We start from the raw sequence: 19,179 nt of genomic DNA, 5'->3' as shown, positions 1-19,179 counted from the left end.
CGCCGGGCCCGCCACCCGTCACCACCGGGGCGGCGGCGGTGACGTCAGCGCGTCGGCCAGCCGGGAGAGCCGGTCGCGGAAGCGGCGGCCCCCGCGCGGCGCGGGCCCGCCGTTCTCCCCGGCGGCCGCGCTGACCAGGTGCTGCACCGTCTCCAGATCGAGCGGCGAGGCGTCCGCACCGCCCGCGTCCGCCGACGGCGGCGCCGCCAGCGCCTCGTGCGCCAGCGCGTGCAGCTCGGCGTCCCCGCCGTCCAGCGCCAGCACCGTGGCGCCACTGCGCCGGGCGTCGTCGACCCGCTCCAGCAGCCCGGCCCCCGGCGCCCACGGCGAGACGACCAGCAGCGTGTCCCCGCGCCCGGCCGCCGCCAGCCGCTCCGTGGAGACCGCCAGATGCGCCGGGCTCCCGGCGGGCACCCGGTGGCGTACCAGCGTCGGCGACAGCTCCGGCAGCCCCGACCAGGCCGCCTCGTCGTCCAGATGCGCGGCCAGATGCCACGGCTCGTACGTCTCGCCGCCCACCAGCAGCAGCCCGCCGTGCGGGGTGACCGAGGAGCGCAGCGCCCCACCGAAGCGGCGGGTGGCCTGCAGCCACTCCGTCCCGGCGAGAACGTCCCGCAGCAGTGCGACTCTTACGGCATCCATGGCCCGGCATCCTCGCCCAGCCCCTGCCGCCCCGGGCCGCCCCGCCCGCACTTCACCCGAAAGGGGGTGCGGCCCCCGGGGCGGCCCCCTCCGCCGCCCCGGGGGCCGCCGTTCCGTCCGCGGCGGCGTCCGGCTCCGCGGCGAGATGGTCGCGCGGCGCGTCCGGATTCCGCAGCCGGTGCAGCCGGCCCGGCACATCGCCGCCGATCACCACCACCACCAGCAGCGTCCCCGCGAACGTCAGCCCCGCCAGCGCCCCGCCCAGCGACCGGCCCTCGGCGAGGTGCGCCCCCAGCACCGGCGCCACCGCCCCGCCCAGCGCCCCCACGTTGTAGGTGAACCCCAGCCCGGCGCCGCGGCCCGCGGTCGGGAAGTGCCCGCCGAGATAGCGCGGCAGCAGCCCGGAGGCCCCGGTGCTCAGCCCCTGGAGGACGAAGAGCAGCACCCCGAGCAGCACCAGATGGTCCGCGACCGCGAACACCGGGAAGACGAACATCAGCGACGCCAGCAGCGTGTACGCGTACGCCCGCCGCGCCCCGAACCGGTCCCCGGCGAACCCCGCCAGCCAGCAGCCCGCCATCGTGCCGAACCCGGCGAAGTACAGGACGTCGGTGACCTGCCCCGCGTCGTAGTGCAGCTCCGTCTTCAGATACGTCGGTAACAGCGCCTGCAGCGGCCAGCTGTAGAGGAACGCGGCGAACACCGTGGCGCTCAGCGCGAGATACAGCACCCAGCCGCGGGCGCCGCCCAGCTGCACCGCCAGCGCGACGAGGGCCGCCCCGCCGGTCACCGCCAGCTCCGGCACCGCACCCGCGCCGACCGGTGTGAACACCCCGAACAGCGCCGCCGTCGCCACCGCCGCCACCGCGGTGTTCACCGCCGCCCGCAGCGGCGTCGCGAACAGCGGCCGGAACGGGTTCGGCGCGGCGGCCCGCTCCCCGACGGCCGCCCGCCACTCGGCCGTCTCCGGCAGCGACCGGCGCACCCACAGCGCCACCGCCAGCGGCGCCAGCCCCAGGTAGAACATCCAGCGCCAGCCCAGCGCCGGGACGACCCACTTGTAGCACTCGGCGGCGGCCACCGAGCCCAGCGAGAAACCGGAGATCAGAAAGCCGCCGGCCCGGCCGCGGAACCGGGCCGGCCAGCTCTCCAGGACGTATGTCGCGCTCGCGCCGTACTCACCGGCCATGCCCATGCCGATCAGCAGCCGGGCGGTGAACAGACTGGTGTAGTCCCAGGCGAAGCCGCAGGCGAAGGTGGCGCCCGCGTACAGCGCGATCGACGCGATCATCGCCGTCCGCCGCCCGAAGCGGTCCCCGACCGCCCCGAGCACCGCACCGCCCAGCCACCGGGTGATGAACGCCCCCGACACCAGCCCGGCCGCCGCCACCGTGTCCAGGTGGAACTCCGCGCCGATCTCGGTCAGCACGAGCGTGATGAGGACGAAGTCGAAACCGTCCAGGACATAGCCGAGCCAGGCGGCGAAGAACGCCTTCCACCGGGCGCGGCCCACCTCCCGGTACCACGGAACGGCGGCCCGCGGCCGCTGCGGAGTGGGCACGGTGCCTCCAAGAGGGCCGGACGTGCGCGGTCTATGGCGCGGGCTTCACCGCGCCGGGAGCAGCCCGGCGGCCGCCAGCAGCCGGCCGACCTCGGCGACGGCCGCCTCGTCCAGCGGGAGTTGCGGCGCGGCGGTCGTGCCGTGCGTGAGGACGCCGCGCAGCGCCAGCGCCGCCTTGAACGCCCCGAGCGCCGACGAGCCGCGCCCCATCTCGGCCTCCGGGCCGACGTCCACCATGGCGAACAGCGCCGCCAGCCGCTCCTGTTCGGCGGCGGCCGCCGCCCAGTCCCCGGCCCGTGCCGCGTCGTGGAGGCGGACGTACCCGGCCGGGTCGACGTTGCCGAGGCCGGGCACCACGCCGTCCGCGCCCGCCAGCAGCGCGGCGTCCACGGTGAGTTCGGAGCCGGTCAGCACCGAGAAGCCGGGCGCCGGGCCGGTGCGGCGCCCGGTGCGGCCGCCCAGCGCGACCAGGAGCCGCCGCAGCCCGGCCTCGTCCCCGCTGCTGTCCTTGAGCCCGGCCAGCGTGCCCTCCGCCGCCAGCTCCCGCACCAGCGCGGCGGGCAGCTTGGTGTGGACGGCCATCGGGATGTCGTACGCGAGGAGCGGCAGATCGACGGCGGCACGGATCCTGCGGAAGTGCGCGGCGATCTCGCGGGGGTGGGTGCGGGTGTAGAACGGCGCGGTGGCGACGAGGGCGTCGGCGCCGAGGCGGGCGGCGGCGGTGGCGTGCGCGAGGACGCGGGGGGTGGTGGTGTCGATGACGCCGGCGAGCACCGGGACGCGGCCGCCCGCCGCCCGGACCACGGTGTCGAGGACCTGGGCGCGCTGATCGTCCGTGAGGTGGGCGACCTCACCGGTCGAGCCCAGCGCGAACAGCCCGTGGACGCCGCCGTCGAGGAGGTGGTGGACCAGGCGGGTGAGCGAGGCGGTGTCGACCTCGCCGCGCGGATCGAGGGGGGTGCAGACCGGGGGGACGACGCCGTGCAGCGGTGCGGGCAGTGCCATGGGCTCTCCAGCGGTGGTGCGGGGGCGGGCGGGCGTACCGTCCTGCGAGACATCGGACATGGGATGTCCTATGTCTGGGTCACAATAGCCAGGTGGACACGCGGTCGGTCAAGGGTGCCGGGCCCCGTACGGGGGCGCGTCGCCGACCGCCGCACGGCAGATGCGGGAGAGGGAGATTCATGGCGCGAGGCACGCTGTCCGAGGACGTCCAGGCGCAGATCAAGCAGCTCATCCTGGAGCGCAGGCTCACCCCGGGCGACCCGCTGCCCACCGAGGCCGAACTGGTCGCCCTCCTCGACGTCAGCCGCAACTCCGTCCGCGAGGCGCTCAAGGCGCTCCAGGCCATGCGGATCGTCGAGATCCGGCACGGCTTCGGCACCTACGTCGGCCCGCTCACCCTCGAACCGTTCGTCGAGGGCGTCGCCTTCCGCGCCGCCGTCCGTCACCACCAGGGCGAATCCAGCCTCTACGAGCTGATGGAGGTCCGCGAGGCGCTGGAGTCCGGCCTCATCGCCACCGTCGCCCGCGATCTGCCGCCCGAGGACCTCGCCGCCCTCAAGGGCCTCGTCGACCGCATGGGGGAGGAGGCCGCCGCCGGGCAGGTCAACCGCTCCACCGACCGCGCCTTCCACCTCGCGCTCTACCGCTCCCTCGGCAACCAGCTGCTCAGCGACGTCCTCGACGCGTTCTGGGACGCGCTCCGCCGGGTCAGCGACGATCTCGCCGACGGCCCCCGCGACCCCCGGGTGACCCACCATCAGCACGCCGAGATCGTCGCCGCCCTGGAGGACGGCGACGGGGACCGCGCGGTCGAGGCGATGCACCGGCACTTCGGGGACATCCGGCGACGGTTGGCGGAGTGAGGCGGGGCGGGGGGCCGGGGGCGCCGGTGTCGCCCCCTCCCGCAACCCGACCCGGTTCACCGGTAGTTAACGCTCCGGCAGCTCGGCTGTCGCCGACCCCCGCGACACGAAATCGGGACATCCCAGGTCCCTTGACGCTCTGTGGGGCGCTCCTTATGGTCACCGCAGGACGAGGGACGTCCTACGTCCGGCCGATGGGGGTGCCCCGTGGCATACGAGACGTCGGTGCCGTACCGCGCCGGGGACGACGGCTACGCCGCCTTCCGGATCCCCGCCGTCGTCCGCGCCCGCTCCGGTGACCTCCTCGCCTTCGCCGAGGGGCGCCGCCACTCCGCCGCCGACAGCGGCACCATCCACCTCGTCCTCAAACGCTCCACCGACGGCGGCCGCACCTGGGGCCCGCTCCAGACCGTCGCCCGTAACGGCACCGGCACCGCCGGGAACCCCGCCCCCGTCACCCTCGCCACCGGCCGCATCCTGCTCCTCCAGGTCCACAACGCCGCCGACGCCACCGAGGACCGCATCCGCCGCGGCCTCGTCACCCCCGCCGACGGCCGCCGCGTCCACCTCCAGCACAGCGACGACTCCGGCGCCACCTGGACCGCGCCCCGCGACCTCACCGACCAGGTGAAACATCCCTCCTGGCGCTGGTACGCCACCGGCCCCGGCCACGCCCTCCGGCTCCGCCACGGCCCGCACACCGGGCGGCTCGTCGTCCCCGCCAACCACTCCGTGCCCCCGGACACCCCGGACGGCGACGGCACCGAACCCGCCTGCGACCGCGCCCACACCCTCCTCAGCGACGACTCCGGCGCCACCTGGCGCATCGGCCTCACCGACGGCGGCCACCACCCCTCCGTCGCACCCAACGAAACCACCGCTGCCGAACTCCCCGACGGCACCCTCCACTTCGTCACCCGCAACCAGGCGCCCGCCGCCTGGCACCACGCCGACGCCCGCTCCACCGACGGCGGCGCCCGCCTCACCGCCCCGTTCCGCCCGCAGGCCGGCCTCACCGGACCCGCCTGCCAGGGCAGCCTCCTCCACCTCACCGACCACGACACCCTGCTGTACGCCGGGCCCGCCGACCCGGGCGCCCGCGCCCTGATGACCGTCCGCACCAGCCGCGACCACGGCCGCACCTGGCGCCCCGCGCACACCGTCTCCGGCCGCCCCGCCGGATACAGCGACCTCGTCCGCGCCGACCCCGAAACCGTCGGACTCCTCCACGAGACCGGCGACTTCAGCGCGTACACCACGCTCACCTTCCGCCGCATCCCCGTGGAGGAACTGCTGTGATCCACCGCCCCCTGCGCCGCAGAACGGTCCTCGGCACGGCAGCCGCCGCGGCCACCGCCACCCTCGCCGGCTGCTCCGGCGCCGCCGACCGGCCCGCCGCACCCCGCCGCCGCAAGAAGGGCGAGAAGATCCACCTCAGTTTCTGGTCCTGGGTCCCCGGCATCGACCGACCCGTCGACCTCTGGAACCGCACCCACCCCGACGTCCAGGTCACCGTCGAAAAGGTCTCCGCGGTGGGCGGCCAGCAGTACGCCAAGATGCACGCGGCCATCAAAGCCGGAAACCCACCGGATCTCGCCCAGATCGAATACCCCGTCATCCCCAGCTTCCTCCTCGACAACGGGCTCTACGACCTCGCCACCCTCGGCGCCGCCCGGCACCGGAAGCGTTTCGTCGGCTGGCAGTGGCAACAATCCGTCTTCGGCGACGGCATCTACGCCATTCCCCAGGCATCGGGCCCCATGGGCCTTTTCTACCGCCACGACCTCTTCCGGAAATGGGGCCTGGAACCACCGGACACCTGGGACGCGTACGAAACCGCTGCCGTCACCATTCGTAAGAAAGGCGCCTGGATCGACACCTTCGCGCCCACCAACGGGAACCGCTTCGCCGGTCTCGCCTGGCAGGCGGGCGCCGCCTGGTACTCCGCCCGCGGCGAGACCTGGACCGTCCACCTCGACGACGCCCCCACCCGCCGCGTCGCCGACTACTGGGAATCCCTCGTGACAAGGAAACTCGTCAAGACGATCCCGGACCGCCAGAACGCCTGGTACAAGGACATCCAGACCGGCGCCATTCCCGCCTGGATCGGCGCCAGCTGGGGCGATGCCCTGCTCGCCGGAAATGCGCCCGCAACCGCCGGGAAATGGCGGGTGACCCCCCTTCCTCAATGGAGAAAAGGCGCCGACGCGCAGGCGAATTGGGGCGGCTCCACCACCGCCGTCCTCGCCGCCGCCTCCTATCCCGAGGACGCCCTCGAATTCGCACTCTGGCTCAACACCGACCCGAAATCCGTCGCCCTCCTCATCGACGGCGGATACGGATTCCCCGGCGCCGCGAACGGCTATGCCACCGAAGACCTCGATGTCGACCGCGCCTTCTTCGGCGGTCAGGAATACAGCAAGGTCTTCGCCGACGCCGGAGCCCATGTCGACACCGCCTGGAAATGGGGCCCCGGCGTCGACACCCTCTACCAGCGCCTCGGCGACGCCTTCACTCGCGCCCTCGCCGACGGCACCCCGTTCCGCTCCGTCCTCGCCGACGTCCAGCGCGCCACCGTCACCGACCTGAAGAACAAGGGCCTCGACGCGGTGAGCGGCACATGAGCCGCACCGCCCTCACCCGCCCACGCGCCCCCCGCGCGCACGCCCGCCCCGCACGCCCCCCGCGCGGCCGCCGCCCGCGCCGCGCCCGGACCCGCCACACCCGCGCCGCCGCCGTCCTGCTCCTGCCCTTCCTCGCCCTCTTCGTCCTCTGCTTCCTCGCCCCGCTCGGGTACGCGGTGTACCAGAGCGTCCACCGCACCCACCGCACCGGACCGCTGGGCCTCGGCGGCCACCCGACCGAGACGTTCGCCGGGCTCGACAACTACGCCCAGGCCCTCGGCGACCCCACCTTCCTCGCCGGCTTCGGCCGCGTCCTGCTCTTCGGCGCCGTCCAGATCCCCCTGATGATCGTCCTCGCCACCGCCCTCGCCCTCCTCCTGGAGAGCGCGAGCGCCCGCGGCGTCCCGTTCTTCCGGACCGCCTTCTTCCTCCCGTACGGCGTTCCCGGCGTCATCGCCTCGCTCCTGTGGGGCTTCCTCTACGTCCCCGGCATCAGCCCGCTCGTCGAGATCGCCGGACACCTGGGCGTCCACGTCGACTTCCTCGCCCGCGACACCGTCCTGTGGTCCCTCGCCAACATCGTGACCTGGCAGTTCACCGGCTACAACATGCTCGTCCTGATCGCCCAGCTCAAGGCCGTACCACCGGAGCTGTACGAAGCCGCCCGCATCGACGGTGCGGGCGCCTGGCACCTCGCCCGGCACATCAAGATCCCGCTGATCCGGCCCGCGCTCGTCCTCACCGGCGTCTTCAGCATCATCGGCACCCTGCAACTCTTCGCCGAACCGATGGTCCTGCGCCCTCTCGCCTCCGCCATCGACTCCGGCTACACCCCCAACCTGCACGCCTACAGCGAGGCGTTCACCGGCGACAACCCGCACCTCGCCGCCGCCGAGGCGGTGCTGCTCGCCCTCGTCGCCTGCGTCCTCTCCTTCACCTTCCTGCGGCTGACCGCCGGCCGCGGAACGGACTGTGGATGACCACCCCGCCGCTGCGCCACCGCATCCTCACCGCCTCCCTCCTCACCGTCGCCGCCCTCTACTTCCTCACCCCCGTCTACTGGCTCGCCGTCTCCGCCACCAAGAACACCGCCGACCTCTTCGGCACCTTCGGCTTCTGGTTCGCCCACCCGCACCCGCTCGACCGCCTCGGCGCCGTCCTCGCGTACGACCACGGCGTCTACGTCCGCTGGTTCGCCAACTCCCTGCTCTACGCCGGGATCGGCGCCACCGCCGCCACCGTGCTGGCCGCCGCCGCGGGCTTCGCCCTCGCCAAATACGCCTTCCGCGGCCGCGAGACGGTCTTCCGGGTGGTCCTCGCCGGGGTCCTGCTCCCCGGCACCGCCCTCGCCCTCCCGCTGTACTTCCTCTTCAGCGACCTGGGCCTGGCCAACACCTCCTGGGCGGTCCTGCTCCCCGGCACGGTCAGCCCGTTCGGCGTCTACCTCTGCCGGATCTACGCGACCGCCGCCGTCCCGGACGCGCTCCTGGAGGCGGCGCGGATCGACGGCGCGGGCGAGACCCGGATCTTCGCCACGCTCGGGCTGCGGCTGATGACGCCCGCCCTCGTCACCGTCTTCCTCTTCCAGTTCGTGCACATCTGGAACAACTACTTCCTGCCGCTGGTCATGCTCTCCGACTCGCGGCTCTACCCCGTCCAGCTCGGCCTCACCACCTGGACCGGCTACGCCGACCGCAACCCCGTCCTCTACCAGTACACGGTCGGCGGCGCGCTGCTCTCCGTCATCCCGCTGATGCTCCTGATGACGGTCCTCCAGCGGTACTGGCGTACGGGGCTGGCCGACGGCGGCCTCAAGGCGTGACAGCGGGCGCCCCGGCGGCCTCCTGGCCACGATCGAAAGGCCCGTCCACAGCATGATCCGCGACCCCGCCGCCCATGGCACCATCACTGCCATGACTACCGCTGACCAGAACCCCGCCGGCTCCGCCGACCCCGCCTTCTCCGAGAACGTCGCGACCCGCGCCAAGGCCGCCCTCAAGCGTGACCCGTGGGACCTGCCCGACGTCTCCGGCCACACCGTCGGCGTCCTCGGCGGCACCGGTGACCAGGGCCGCGGCCTCGCCTACCGTCTCGCCAAGGCCGGGCAGAAGGTGATCATCGGCTCCCGCGCCGCCGACCGCGCGCAGAGCGCCGCCGCCGAACTCGGCCACGGCGTCGAGGGCGCCGACAACGCCGAGTGCGCCCGCCGCAGCGACATCGTCATCGTCGCGGTGCCCTGGGACGGCCACGCCAAGACCCTCGAATCCCTCCGCGAGGAGCTGACCGGCAAGCTGGTCATCGACTGCGTCAACCCCCTCGGCTTCGACAAGAAGGGCGCCTACGCGCTCAAGCCCGAGGAGGGCAGCGCCGCCGAACAGGCCGCCGCCCTGCTGCCCGACTCCCGCGTCACCGCCGCCTTCCACCACCTCTCCGCCGTCCTCCTCCAGGACCCGGAGACCCACGAGATCGACACCGATGTGATGGTCCTCGGCGAGTCCCGCGCCGACACCGACCTCGTCCAGGCCCTGGCCGGCCGCATCCCCGGCATGCGCGGCGTCTTCGCCGGCCGCCTGCGCAACGCCCACCAGGTCGAATCCCTCGTCGCCAACCTGATCTCCGTCAACCGCCGGTACAAGGCCCACGCCGGGGTGCGCCTCACCGACGTGTGAGACACCCACGGGGAACCGGCGGGGACGGCACGGCGGGGTACGGCCGACGCGGACGGCCCGGCGGGGGACGGCACGGCCGGCGCGGGCGCGATGCCCTGCGCCCCGACCCCCGCCGGGCCCCCGGAACCCATGGGGGACACTGGGAGGGACCACACCATTCCCGACAGGAGCCGACCGCCATGCCCTCCGTTCCCTCGTCCCGCCCGGCACCCCGACTGGCCGTCTTCGCCGTCGTGGTCTGCGTCCTCGCCGTGGCGGCCGCCGTCGTCTCGTTCGTCCAGGGCAGCCTGCTCGGCATCGTCTGGATCCTGATGGCCGGCATCTCCAGCAACATGGCGTGGTTCTACGTCCGCCGCGACCGGATGACCCGGGCGGCGGAGGGGGAGGCGGCGGCGCCCACGGCGTGACGCCGGGCCCCGCGCCCCTAACCGGTGAGGGCAGCAGAGAGCCCCCGTCGTCACGGCGGGGGCTCCGAGGGGCTGCGGAGAGCCGGGGGTGAATCCTCGCGGCTACGCCTTGAGGCCGGTCAGGAACGTCATCCAGGCGACCGGCGAAACGGCGATGGCCGGGCCGTGGGGGTCCTTGCTGTCCCGGACGGGAAGCGCACCGAGGTCGGAGACGAGGTTGCGTGCGACCTCGACACACGATCCCCCGTGCTGGTCGCTGTAGCTCGACTTCTGCCAGTCGGCCCCGATCAGATGCCGCGGATGAGTGCTCATGCTGCGTATTCCTCCATTGCTCGGCGGATGGCGAGCGCCGACTCCTCGGGCGTGAGTGCCAGCATCTGAACGCGATCGTAGGTCAGCCCGTACTGGGCCACCCGCGCCGATTCTTCCACCAGGTTCCCCAGCCCTGAACCTTCCAGGTACGCAACGTTCGGGCCTTCGGGCAACGCCAGGATGGCCAGTAGTCCGCCCAGTGCAGGATGGGCGCCGACGGACACCGGCAGGACCTGCACGAAGACGTTGGCCTGCTTGGTCATGGTGAGTATGTGGTCCAGCTGCTCAACCATCACGCCTGGTCCGCCCACCGGCCGTGACAGCGTGGCGCCGTCGATGACGAACCAGGTGGCCGGAGGATTGTCCTCCCGCGTCAGAATCTGCTGCCGTGCCAGGCGATCCTTGACGCGCACCTCCACCTCGTCCTGAGTGAACGCCCCTTCGCGCAGCAGCGCACGGGCGTAATCCTCGGTCTGCAGCAGGCCCGGCACGACCGTCGTGGCGTACTCGCTGATGGAGACCGCGACCCGTTCGAGTTCGACGTAGCGGTCGAACCAGTTCTGGAGAAAGGGAGCCTGCTCCAGGAACCGCCAGAACCGTTCGAAGTACCCGGCCGGGCTGTCACCGAACGCCGCATCGATCTTCTGCCAGTTCTCCAGCGTGGCGGGCACCGCCGCTGTTTCGATCTGGGCCACGCGGCTCGGTGACATCCCCGCCGCCCGCGCCAGATTCTTCTGTGCCCACCCGCGTTCCTCTCGTCGGCGTCGTAACTCTCTGCCGATGTAATGCGCAGGGGTCTGCGGAGTGTCGCCCACGGGGTGTCCCTTTCTTTATCCGCTGCCGTTAAAGCCTTATCGGGCCCTTTTAAAGTTTCCGGCTTCCGAACCGGGACGGAGGGTGCCCGAGGTGGCTGTACAAACGAACTGTCCCACAAGCGAGGCGTGTTGGGAGCGCGGATATGCAACAGAGGTACGTGGAGAACGGGCTTGCGAGAAATGCCGGACGAGGGTGGTCCGGGCGGGGAGTGCGCCCGCCGGTGGAGGATCGTCGATGAGTGAGACGGAGAAGAAGAAAACGGTCGGGAGTACCAAGGACCTCAGTGGAAAGTTGAAGGAGACGAATAACGCCCGGCGTGCGAACCGTGCGGCGCACGACGGGAGGCCCTTGAAATGAGTGAATACTCTGTCTGGGTCGATGGCCCTTTCGGCAGTAATGGCTTGACGGTTGATCAATCCTGTTCCGCGTGCGTCGCCGCAGGAAAACTGTTGGGTGAGGCGGCCAAGGCACGCGACCAGAGCGCCGCCGCTGACGCGCGCGTTCATCTCCGGGATCATCCTGACCACCGCCCGGTGCGCGGACGGGGGAGGGCGGACGGAAACCGTACGGCTCCCCCGCGCCGCGGTGATCCCGGTGGGAACGGGATCTGACGCTCGCCCGTGTCGCCGGGACGGAGGCGGCGCCCACGGCCTGACGCCGGGCCCCGCCCCGTCCCGTACCCCTACCGCACCGGAACCTGCGGCTCCCCCTGCCAGAAGCGGAAGAATTCCTGGCCCCAGTAGGAGTCCCAGCGGGTGACGCCCAGGGTGTCGAGGACGGTGTCCACGAGCTGGAAGAAGGCGTGGTTGATCTCCGGGACCCACAGCAGGCCGAAGACCGCCAGCAGGCCGAACGGGGCGAAGGGGGCCAGTTGGCGGCGCAGGCCGGGGGAGAGCCAGGGTTCGAGGATGCCGTAGCCGTCCAGGCCCGGGACGGGGAGGAAGTTGAGGATCGCCGCCGTCACCTGGAGCAGGGCCAGGAACGCCAGGGCGTAGCGGAACGGGTCGGGGACGCCGTCCAGGGCGTGCAGCCAGAAGGGGGCGGTGACGACGGCGGCGAAGAGGATGTTGGTGAGCGGGCCGGCGGCGGAGACCAGGCTGTCGCGCCAGCGGCCCCGGATGCGGCCCCGTTCGATGAAGACCGCGCCGCCGGGCAGTCCGATCCCGCCCATGATCACGAAGATCACCGGCAGCACGATGCTCAGCAGGGCGTGGGTGTACTTGAGCGGGTTCAGCGTCAGATAGCCCTTGGCGCCCACGGAGGTGTCGCCGCTGTGCAGCGCCGTCCTGGCGTGGGCGTACTCGTGGAGGCAGAGCGAGACCACCCAGCCGGAGACGATGAACAGGAACACCGCGAACCCGGTGCTCGCGGCGAGCTGCTCGCTCCAGACGGCCCACCCCGAGACCGCCATCACGGCGACGAGTGAGAGAAAGACCGGGCTGATGCGGCGCTCGGCGGACCGTACGGCGGTGGTCATCGTGCGGGGCTCCCAGATGCGGACGGCGGTGGACGGTGCGTACGGGGCGTGGCCGGGCCGCACGGTCCGGGTGACGGTAGCCCCGACCGTATCGGCGGCGGGGCGGTCCGCGCACGGGGCCGGGGGAACCGGCGAGCGGGGCGTGCACCGCGGCGCGTGCGCCGCGCACGGGGCGGCTCCGGGCGCCGCCCCGTACCCCGTGCCGGGGCGCGCCGCCGGTGCCCCGGCGCGCAATCCGGTGGTCGCGGGGCGGGCGCCCGGGAGAAGGTGGGGCGGGCCCGTTCCGGGGGCGGCGGGCCGTATGGGGAGGAAGAGGGCGGAACGTGACCGACAATGTTCGGGTGCGGTACGGAATTCTGGGCACGACGCAGGCACTGAGGGCGGACGGGACGGCCGTGCCCCTCGGGGGCGCACGGTTGCGCGCGCTGCTGGCGGCGCTCGCGCTGCGGCCCGGCCGGGCGCTGCCCACCGACGCGCTGATCGCGGACATCTGGGGGATGGACCCGCCGGCGGACGCGAACGGCGCGCTCCAGGCGCTGGTCGGACGGTTGCGGCGGGCCCTGGGGCACACGGCCGTCGCCTCGTCCGACGGCACCTACCGGCTCTGCGCGGAGCCCGGCGCGGTGGATCTGGCGCGGTTCGAGCAGCTGACCGCGGACGGTGCCGCGGCGCTCGGCGGCGGCGACCCGCACCGGGCCGCCGCGGCGTTGGACGAGGCGCTGGCGCTGTGGCGGGGCCCCGCCCTCGTCGACCTCCCGGCGGCCCGTACGGACGCGGTCCGGGCCGAGCGGCGGCGGCTGGACGCCCGCCGGGTGCGGTTCGCCGCGGACCTCGCCCTCGGGCGGGCCGAGGAGGCGCTGCCGGGTCTGGACGCGCTGTGCCGGGAGCATCCGCTGGACGAGCCGTTGCAGACGCTGCGGCTGCGGGCGCTGCGCGCCGCCGGCCGCACCGCCCAGGCGCTCGCCGCCTACGAGGAGATCCGCCGGGACATCGCCGACCGGCTCGGCGCGGACCCGGGGCCGGAACTCCGCGAGCTGTACGGGGAATTGCTGAGACCGGAGGGGACGGCCGGGGCGGCTGCGCCCACCGGGACGGCAGGGACCGCCGGGGCCGCCGGGGCCGCTGCGCCCGCCGCGCCCGCGGAGCCCGCCGTACCTGCGGCCCTCGCCGCACCCCACCCGCACCCGGAGCCCCCGGCGGCCCCCGCCGCTCCGCTCCCCGGCAACCTCCGGGCCCGCTGGACCTCCTTCGTCGGCCGGGACGAGGAGCTGTCCGGGCTGCGGGCCGATCTCGCCGCGCACCGGCTGGTCACGCTGCTGGGGCCCGGTGGCGCGGGCAAGACGCGGCTGTCGCAGGAGGGGGCGGAGGCGGCCGCGGCGGGGCTGCCGGGGGCCTGGCCGCAGGGCGTGTGGCTGGTGGAGCTGGCGCCGGTCGACGACCCGGCGACCGTGCCGGAGGCCGTGCTCACCGCCCTAGGCGCCCGTGAGACGGTGGTCCGCGGCTCCACCGCCGAGGGGCTGCGCGCCGCCACCGACCCCACGGCCCTCGACCCGCTGGGCCGCCTCGCCGAGCACTGCGCCGATCACCGGATGCTGCTGATCCTCGACAACTGCGAACACGTCGTCGGTGCCGCCGCCGCGCTCGCCGAGCGGCTGCTGACCGACTGCCCGGGCGTGACGCTCCTGGCGACGAGCCGGGAGCCGCTGGCCGTCCCCGGCGAGGTGCTGCGCCCGGTGGAGCCGCTGCCCGACCCGGTGGCGCTGCGGCTCCTCGCCGACCGGGGCGCCGCCGCCCGGCCCGGCTTCCGCGCCGACGACGACCCGGCCGCCTGCGCCGAGATCTGCCGCCGCCTCGACGGGCTGCCGCTCGCCGTCGAACTGGCCGCCGCCCGGCTGCGGATGCTCTCCCCGCGGCAGATCGCCGACCGCCTCGACGACCGTTTCCGGCTGCTGACCAGCGGCAGCCGTACCGCACTGCCCCGCCAGCAGACGCTGCGCGCCGTCGTCGACTGGTCCTGGGACCTCCTCGACGCGCCCGAGCGCGCCGTGCTGCGGCGGCTGTCCGTCTTCGCCGGGGGCTGGGACCCGGAGCTGGCCGAGGAGGTCTGCGCGGGCGACGGCGTCGACCGGCGCGAGGTGGCCGCCGTCCTCGGCTCCCTGATCGACAAATCGCTGGTGGTCGCCGCCCCGGTGGCCGACGGCCGGATGCGCCACCGCCTCCTGGAGACGGTCGCCGAGTACGCGGGCGAGCGGCTGGACGAGGCGGGCGAACGCGCCGCCACCGAGCGCCGCCACCTCGTCGCCCACCGCGAACTGGCCCGCACCGCCGACCCGTTGCTGCGCGGCCCCGGCCAGCGGATCTGGCTGGAGCGGCTGGAGCTGGAGCACGACAACCTGCGCACCGCGCTGCGCCGCGCCGTCGCCGCGGGTGACGAGCACGAGGCGCTCTGCCTGGTGCTGTCGCTCCAGTGGTTCTGGGGCCTGCGCGACCACCGGGCGGACGCCCGCACCTGGTCGCGGGCGGCGGGCGCGCTGGGCCCCAACCCCTTCCTGCCGCCCGTCACACCGGCGCCGCGCCTCTACGACCGGCCGATCGACGCGCCGCCGCCGATGAGCCCGGAACAGCTGGTGGAGGCCCGCCGGGAGGTGCGGCTGGTGGAGCTGACGTGTGCGGAGACGTATACGGAGGTCTTCACCGATCCGGAGCGGAAGGAGGAGATGGCCGGGATCCTCGCCGCGTACCGCGGGGGTGTCCCGCAGACCTGCCGGGTGCCGGGCGTGCTCTGGTTCTACCCGGTGCTGCTCTCCGGGCGCCAGGAGGACCTGATCGCCTTCGTCGACCAGGGCGTGGCCGCCTGCCGCGCGCTGGGCTACGACTGGGAGCTGGCGTACGTCCTCCAGCTGCGCGCGAAGATCCTCAGCGAGCGGCCCGGCGGCCTGGAGCAGTCGGGCCGGGACGCGGATGAGGCGCTGCGGCTGTTCCTGGAGATCGGCGACGACTGGGGCGTCGCCGAGGCGCTGGCGGGGCGCGGCGAGGCCCGGGAGGCGTGCGGCCGGTACGCGCTCGCCGCCGACGACTACCGCGCGGCGATGCGGTACGCCCGTGACCTGGGCGCCCACGGTCAGACGCTGGTCCTGCGGACCCGGCTGGGCGGGGTGCTCATCGAGGACGGGCGGGAGGCGGAGGGGGAGCGGCTGCTGCGCGAGGTGCTGGCGCGGACCGAGGATCTGGCAGCCGGGCGGGACGCGCTGCCGTTCGCCCGGCTGACGCTGGCGATGCATCTGCTGGTGACGGGGCGGCTGGAGGCGGCGCGTGAGCAACTGAGGCTGGTCCGCGCGGAATCGCTGACCTGGGGCCCGGACCTGTTCGCCGGGATGGTGGACGCGGCGCTGGTCACCGTGGATGTCGAGGCGGGCCGCTCCGACGGGCTGCGGGCGCGGCTGCGGTCGGCCGTCGCCAAGATGCAGGGCGAGCTGACCCGGCTGGTGGCCCCGGACCTGCCGGTGACCCAACTGCTCGTTGGTGCACGGGTGCTGCTCACGGAGCACGGCGCCGAAGCCGGGCGGGACGCGGCGCGGCTGGTGGGCGCGTACGACGCACTGTGGTCGCCGGGGCACGTCCCGCCGCGGACGATCCGGTTCTTGAGGGCGTCGGCGGAGGCGGACGTCCGCACGGCGGTCGGCGACGCGGCGTACGAGCGGGGGCACGCCGAAGGCGGCGGCCTCTCCCTGGAGGAGGCCACCGCCCTCATCTGACGCGAGCCGGGCGAGGTGTCTCCCGGGGGCTCCACGGCCCCCGGGCGCGTCAGGGCCCGGTCCGGGCCGGCGGCGGAACGGGTCCGCCCCCGCCGCGGGGCGCTTCTCCGCACCGGATCAGGTCTTGGTACGGAACTTCTTGACCGCCAGCGGCATGGTGACCGCCGTGATGACCGCCGCCCAGCCGAGCGTGATCAGCGTGGGGTGGGCGACCGCACCGTGCCCGCCGATCAGGGCGCGGGCGGCGTCGGCGAGGTTGGAGAGCGGGTTGACCTTGGTGAAGCCCTCCAGCCAGCCGGGCATCGACGCGGTCGGCGTGAAGATCGACGAGCCGAACTGCAGCGGCATCAGGACGATCATCGCCAGCCCCTGCACCGCCTGCGGCGTCTTCACCGACAGCCCCAGCAGGATGAAGATCCACATCAGGGCGGCGCCGAACACCGTCGACAGGGCGACCGAGGCGAGGAACGGCAGGAAGCCGCCCTTGATCTCCAGGCCCAGCAGAAAGCCCATGACCAGCAGGATCGCGGTGGCGATCAGCATCCGGCCGATCTCGACGACGATTTTGGCGATCAGCACCGAGGAGCGGGCTATCGGCATGGTCCGGAAGCGGTCCATGACGCCCTTGCGGAAGTCCTCGTTGACGCCGGTGCCCACCGCCATGGCGATGTTCATGCCCATCATCGCCATCATGCCGGGCACCAGATACTGCACGTACTGCTGCTGATGGCCCTTGCCGGCGATGGCGCCGCCGAAGACGTACACGAACAGCAGGATGAAGATGATCGGCATCAGCAGGACGTCGAACATCGACTCGGGATCCTGCTTGATCTGGAGGGCGTTGCGCCGCGCCAGCGCGACGATGTGGCGCAGATTGGCCCGCAGCCCGATCCGGCCCTCGTCGGCGCCCGGCTTCGTCGCCGGCGGTGTCAGTGTCGCGGCACTCATGCCGATACCTCCGCGTACTGCTGGTCGTTCGCCGGCGCGCCGTCGGCCGGTGCCTCCGAGGACTTCTGGCCGGTGAGGGCGAGGAACACCTCGTCCAGGCTGGGCAGATGGGTGCTGATCCCGGCCAGGGCGATGCCCTGCGTGCCGAGCAGACCGATCACCGCGGTCAGCTGTTCGTCGCTGATGATGGGGACGTTGACGACGCCCTCGGCGGGGTCGGGCGTCGCGCCGCCGAGGCCGTCGAGCCCGGCGCCCGCGAGGGCCGCGGCCACCGCGTCCAGGGCGGTGGGGTCGGCGGGCCGGATCTGCAGGGTGCGGCCGCCGACCTTGGCCTTCAGCTCGTCGACGAGGCCCTCGGCGATGACCCGGCCGCGGTCGATGACCGTCAGCTCGTTGGCCAGCTGTTCGGCCTCCTCCATGTACTGCGTGGTCAGCAGCACGGTGGCGCCCTCGCGGACCATCCGCTGCACCTCTTCCCACACCTCGTTGCGGGTGCGCGGGTCGAGGCCGGTGGTCGGCTCGTCCAGGTAGAGGACGGCGGGCTGTCCGATCATGGACGCGGCGAGGTCGAGGCGGCGGCGCATACCGCCGGAGTACTTCGCGGCCGGGCGCTTGGCGGCCTCGGTGAGCGAGAACCGCTCCAGCATCTCGTCGGCGCGGCGCCGGGCGTCCTTGCGGGACAGGTCGAGCAGCCGGCCGATCATGTAGAGGTTCTCGTAGCCGGAGAGCTTCTCGTCGACCGAGGCGTACTGGCCGGTCAGCCCGATGGTGCGGCGCAGCGCCCGCGGCTGGCGCACCACGTCGTACCCGGCGACGTGGGCGCTCCCGGCGTCCGGGACGAGCAGCGTGGACAGGCAGCGGACGAGCGTGGTCTTACCGGCGCCGTTCGGTCCGAGTACGCCGAGCACGGTGCCTTCGCGCACGTCCAGGTCCACCCCGTCGACGGCTTTGACGTCGCCGAAGTGCTTGACCAGACCGCGCACCTCCACGGCGTTGCCGCCCCGGGGGGTTTTCGTCTGTCGTGTCATGCCCCCTACGGTGCCGGGCCCCGCCGATACCGCACCGACAGACCGCCGACAGGGGCCGGACCGCGGCCACGGGCCGCCGACACGGGGCCGGTACGCGTACGCACCGGCCCCGTTGGCACCGCTAGTGGAAGGTGTGCCGCTCCTCCGGGAACGTCCCGGCGACGACCTCCTCGGCGAACTCCTTCGCCGCGCCGCCCAGCAGCTCCCGCAGTGCGAGGTACTGCTTGACGAACTTCGGCACCCGGCCGGCGGTCATCCCGGCCATGTCCGTCCACACCAGCACCTGCGCATCGCACTCCGCCCCGGCGCCGATGCCGACCGTCGGGACGTGCAGCGACCGCGTGACCTCCGCGGCCAGCTCCGCCGGGACCGCCTCCAGGACCACCGCGAACGCGCCCGCGTCCTGCACCGCCTTGGCGTCCCGCAACATCTGCTGCGCGGCCTCCTCACCGCGGCCCTGGACCGGGTAGCCGCCGAACGCGTGGACCGACTGCGGGGTCAGCCCGATGTGCGCCATGACGGGGATCCCGGCCGACACCAGCAGCTCCACCTGGTGCGCGGAGCGCTCCCCGCCCTCCAGCTTCACGGCCCCGGCGCCGGCCTCCTTGACCAGCCGGGTGGCGTTGCGCAGCGCCTGGACAGGGCCCTCCTGGTACGCGCCGAACGGCAGGTCGGCGACGATCAGGGCGCGGTCGGTGCCGCGGACGACGGCGGCGGACAGCAGGGCGATCTCGTCCATCGTGACCGGCACGGTCGACTCGTAGCCGAGGTGGCAGTTGCCCATCGAATCGCCGACCAGGAGGACGGGGATCCCGGCCTCGTCGAAGACGGATGCGGTCATCGCGTCGTAGGCGGTCAGCATCGGCCATTTCTCCCCGCGCCGCTTGGCGGCGGCGATGTCACGGACGGTGACCCGGCGGGAGCGGGTACCGCCGTAGAGGGTCTTGCCGGGCTCGGCGGGCGGCGTCGCTGCGGGCTCCGCGGCCGGTTTCCGGGCAGGCGAAAGCTGCGTCATGGTGACGGCTCCTGTTCTCATCTCGAAGCGCCCTGACGGCGTCTCCGGAATCCCCTC

At 73.5% G+C, this 19,179-nt stretch carries 17 protein-coding genes; 8 read left to right on the top strand and 9 right to left on the bottom strand.

The window, feature by feature from the left end; translation table 11 throughout:
• Positions 1-18 precede the first annotated feature (18 nt).
• The 3 genes from ACZ4U4_RS19435 to ACZ4U4_RS19425 are packed head-to-tail and all read right to left on the bottom strand — an operon-like array spanning position 19 to position 3,208.
• The gene (locus tag ACZ4U4_RS19435) at positions 19-642 is read right to left on the bottom strand and encodes a hypothetical protein (protein WP_467875629.1); all 624 of its coding nucleotides are present in this window, start codon (positions 640-642) and stop codon (positions 19-21) included.
• Positions 643-694: 52 nt separating this feature from the next.
• Positions 695-2,203, bottom strand: coding sequence for a sialate:H+ symport family MFS transporter (locus ACZ4U4_RS19430; RefSeq protein ID WP_467875626.1), 1,509 nt, complete (start codon positions 2,201-2,203; stop codon positions 695-697).
• A gap of 45 nt (positions 2,204-2,248) precedes the next feature.
• Positions 2,249-3,208, bottom strand: coding sequence for a dihydrodipicolinate synthase family protein (locus ACZ4U4_RS19425; RefSeq protein WP_467875887.1), 960 nt, complete (start codon positions 3,206-3,208; stop codon positions 2,249-2,251).
• A 179-nt stretch (positions 3,209-3,387) separates the two neighbouring features.
• On the opposite strand from ACZ4U4_RS19425, the gene ACZ4U4_RS19420 reads away from it, so the two are divergent.
• The 7 genes from ACZ4U4_RS19420 (at position 3,388) to ACZ4U4_RS19390 (ending at position 9,771) form a co-directional block, all read left to right on the top strand.
• A complete protein-coding gene (locus ACZ4U4_RS19420) occupies positions 3,388-4,071 on the top strand; it encodes a FadR/GntR family transcriptional regulator (RefSeq protein ID WP_467875623.1) in 684 nt (227 codons plus the stop codon).
• A 207-nt stretch (positions 4,072-4,278) separates the two neighbouring features.
• Positions 4,279-5,370 carry a sialidase family protein gene (locus ACZ4U4_RS19415; protein ID WP_467875620.1) on the top strand — a complete coding sequence of 364 codons (1,092 nt, stop codon included), beginning with the start codon at positions 4,279-4,281 and terminating at the stop codon, positions 5,368-5,370.
• Positions 5,367-6,695, top strand: coding sequence for an ABC transporter substrate-binding protein (locus ACZ4U4_RS19410; RefSeq protein WP_467875616.1), 1,329 nt, complete (start codon positions 5,367-5,369; stop codon positions 6,693-6,695). The genes ACZ4U4_RS19415 and ACZ4U4_RS19410 overlap by 4 nt, the downstream gene beginning before the upstream one ends.
• Complete coding sequence (locus tag ACZ4U4_RS19405; protein ID WP_467875613.1) at positions 6,692-7,675, top strand: carbohydrate ABC transporter permease; 984 nt, start codon at positions 6,692-6,694, stop codon at positions 7,673-7,675. Before ACZ4U4_RS19410 ends, ACZ4U4_RS19405 begins: the two co-directional genes overlap by 4 nt.
• A complete protein-coding gene (locus tag ACZ4U4_RS19400; protein WP_467875610.1) occupies positions 7,672-8,517 on the top strand; it encodes a carbohydrate ABC transporter permease in 846 nt (281 codons plus the stop codon). Before ACZ4U4_RS19405 ends, ACZ4U4_RS19400 begins: the two co-directional genes overlap by 4 nt.
• A 91-nt stretch (positions 8,518-8,608) precedes the next feature.
• A complete protein-coding gene (gene npdG, locus ACZ4U4_RS19395; protein WP_467875607.1) occupies positions 8,609-9,364 on the top strand; it encodes an NADPH-dependent F420 reductase in 756 nt (251 codons plus the stop codon).
• Between the two features lie 179 nt (positions 9,365-9,543).
• A complete protein-coding gene (locus tag ACZ4U4_RS19390; protein ID WP_467875604.1) occupies positions 9,544-9,771 on the top strand; it encodes a hypothetical protein in 228 nt (75 codons plus the stop codon).
• A gap of 102 nt (positions 9,772-9,873) precedes the next feature.
• On the opposite strand, the gene ACZ4U4_RS19385 is transcribed toward ACZ4U4_RS19390, so the two are convergent.
• From ACZ4U4_RS19385 to ACZ4U4_RS19375, 3 genes are all read right to left on the bottom strand, one after another.
• On the bottom strand, positions 9,874-10,083 hold the full coding sequence (locus ACZ4U4_RS19385) for a DUF397 domain-containing protein (protein WP_467875601.1): 210 nt from the start codon (positions 10,081-10,083) through the stop codon (positions 9,874-9,876).
• Complete coding sequence (locus ACZ4U4_RS19380) at positions 10,080-10,898, bottom strand: helix-turn-helix domain-containing protein (protein ID WP_467875598.1); 819 nt, start codon at positions 10,896-10,898, stop codon at positions 10,080-10,082. The genes ACZ4U4_RS19385 and ACZ4U4_RS19380 overlap by 4 nt, the downstream gene beginning before the upstream one ends.
• A 683-nt stretch (positions 10,899-11,581) precedes the next feature.
• Entirely contained in the window at positions 11,582-12,376 is a 795-nt protein-coding gene (locus tag ACZ4U4_RS19375; RefSeq protein ID WP_467875884.1) for a site-2 protease family protein, read from the bottom strand.
• A gap of 323 nt (positions 12,377-12,699) precedes the next feature.
• Here ACZ4U4_RS19375 and ACZ4U4_RS19370 point away from each other — a divergent pair, with 323 nt between their 5' ends.
• Positions 12,700-16,131, top strand: coding sequence for an AfsR/SARP family transcriptional regulator (locus ACZ4U4_RS19370; protein WP_467875596.1), 3,432 nt, complete (start codon positions 12,700-12,702; stop codon positions 16,129-16,131).
• A gap of 117 nt (positions 16,132-16,248) precedes the next feature.
• Here the strand turns inward: ACZ4U4_RS19370 and ACZ4U4_RS19365 are convergent, their stop codons facing one another.
• The 3 genes from ACZ4U4_RS19365 to panB all read right to left on the bottom strand — a co-directional run bounded on the left by ACZ4U4_RS19365 (position 16,249) and on the right by panB (position 19,122).
• Positions 16,249-17,079 (bottom strand): ABC transporter permease, encoded by an 831-nt coding sequence (locus ACZ4U4_RS19365; RefSeq protein WP_467875593.1) that lies wholly within the window; start codon positions 17,077-17,079, stop codon positions 16,249-16,251.
• Positions 17,076-18,107: an ATP-binding cassette domain-containing protein gene (locus ACZ4U4_RS19360; RefSeq protein ID WP_467875590.1), complete on the bottom strand. Its 1,032-nt coding sequence runs from the start codon at positions 18,105-18,107 to the stop codon at positions 17,076-17,078. Before ACZ4U4_RS19360 ends, ACZ4U4_RS19365 begins: the two co-directional genes overlap by 4 nt.
• Before the next feature lie 121 nt (positions 18,108-18,228).
• Positions 18,229-19,122 (bottom strand): 3-methyl-2-oxobutanoate hydroxymethyltransferase, encoded by an 894-nt coding sequence (gene panB / locus ACZ4U4_RS19355; protein WP_467875588.1) that lies wholly within the window; start codon positions 19,120-19,122, stop codon positions 18,229-18,231.
• Positions 19,123-19,179: the final 57 nt, after the last annotated feature.

The organism is Streptomyces sp. NPDC029159 (assembly GCF_055564055.1).
Note: the sequence above shows the minus strand (reverse complement) of the source record. Positions and strands in the feature narration are given on the sequence as shown.

Bases quoted from the DNA above. Each gene is read 5' to 3' on its own strand.
- ACZ4U4_RS19435 (WP_467875629.1), bottom strand. From the start codon at position 642: ATGGATGCCGTAAGAGTCGCACTGCTGCGGGACGTTCTCGCCGGGACG.
- ACZ4U4_RS19425 (WP_467875887.1), bottom strand. From the start codon at position 3,208: ATGGCACTGCCCGCACCGCTGCACGGCGTCGTCCCCCCGGTCTGCACC.
- ACZ4U4_RS19420 (WP_467875623.1), top strand. From the start codon at position 3,388: ATGGCGCGAGGCACGCTGTCCGAGGACGTCCAGGCGCAGATCAAGCAG.
- ACZ4U4_RS19405 (WP_467875613.1), top strand. From the start codon at position 6,692: ATGAGCCGCACCGCCCTCACCCGCCCACGCGCCCCCCGCGCGCACGCC.
- ACZ4U4_RS19400 (WP_467875610.1), top strand. From the start codon at position 7,672: ATGACCACCCCGCCGCTGCGCCACCGCATCCTCACCGCCTCCCTCCTC.
- npdG (WP_467875607.1), top strand. From the start codon at position 8,609: ATGACTACCGCTGACCAGAACCCCGCCGGCTCCGCCGACCCCGCCTTC.
- ACZ4U4_RS19390 (WP_467875604.1), top strand. From the start codon at position 9,544: ATGCCCTCCGTTCCCTCGTCCCGCCCGGCACCCCGACTGGCCGTCTTC.
- ACZ4U4_RS19385 (WP_467875601.1), bottom strand. From the start codon at position 10,083: ATGAGCACTCATCCGCGGCATCTGATCGGGGCCGACTGGCAGAAGTCG.
- ACZ4U4_RS19375 (WP_467875884.1), bottom strand. From the start codon at position 12,376: ATGACCACCGCCGTACGGTCCGCCGAGCGCCGCATCAGCCCGGTCTTT.
- ACZ4U4_RS19365 (WP_467875593.1), bottom strand. From the start codon at position 17,079: ATGAGTGCCGCGACACTGACACCGCCGGCGACGAAGCCGGGCGCCGAC.
- ACZ4U4_RS19360 (WP_467875590.1), bottom strand. From the start codon at position 18,107: ATGACACGACAGACGAAAACCCCCCGGGGCGGCAACGCCGTGGAGGTG.
- panB (WP_467875588.1), bottom strand. From the start codon at position 19,122: ATGACGCAGCTTTCGCCTGCCCGGAAACCGGCCGCGGAGCCCGCAGCG.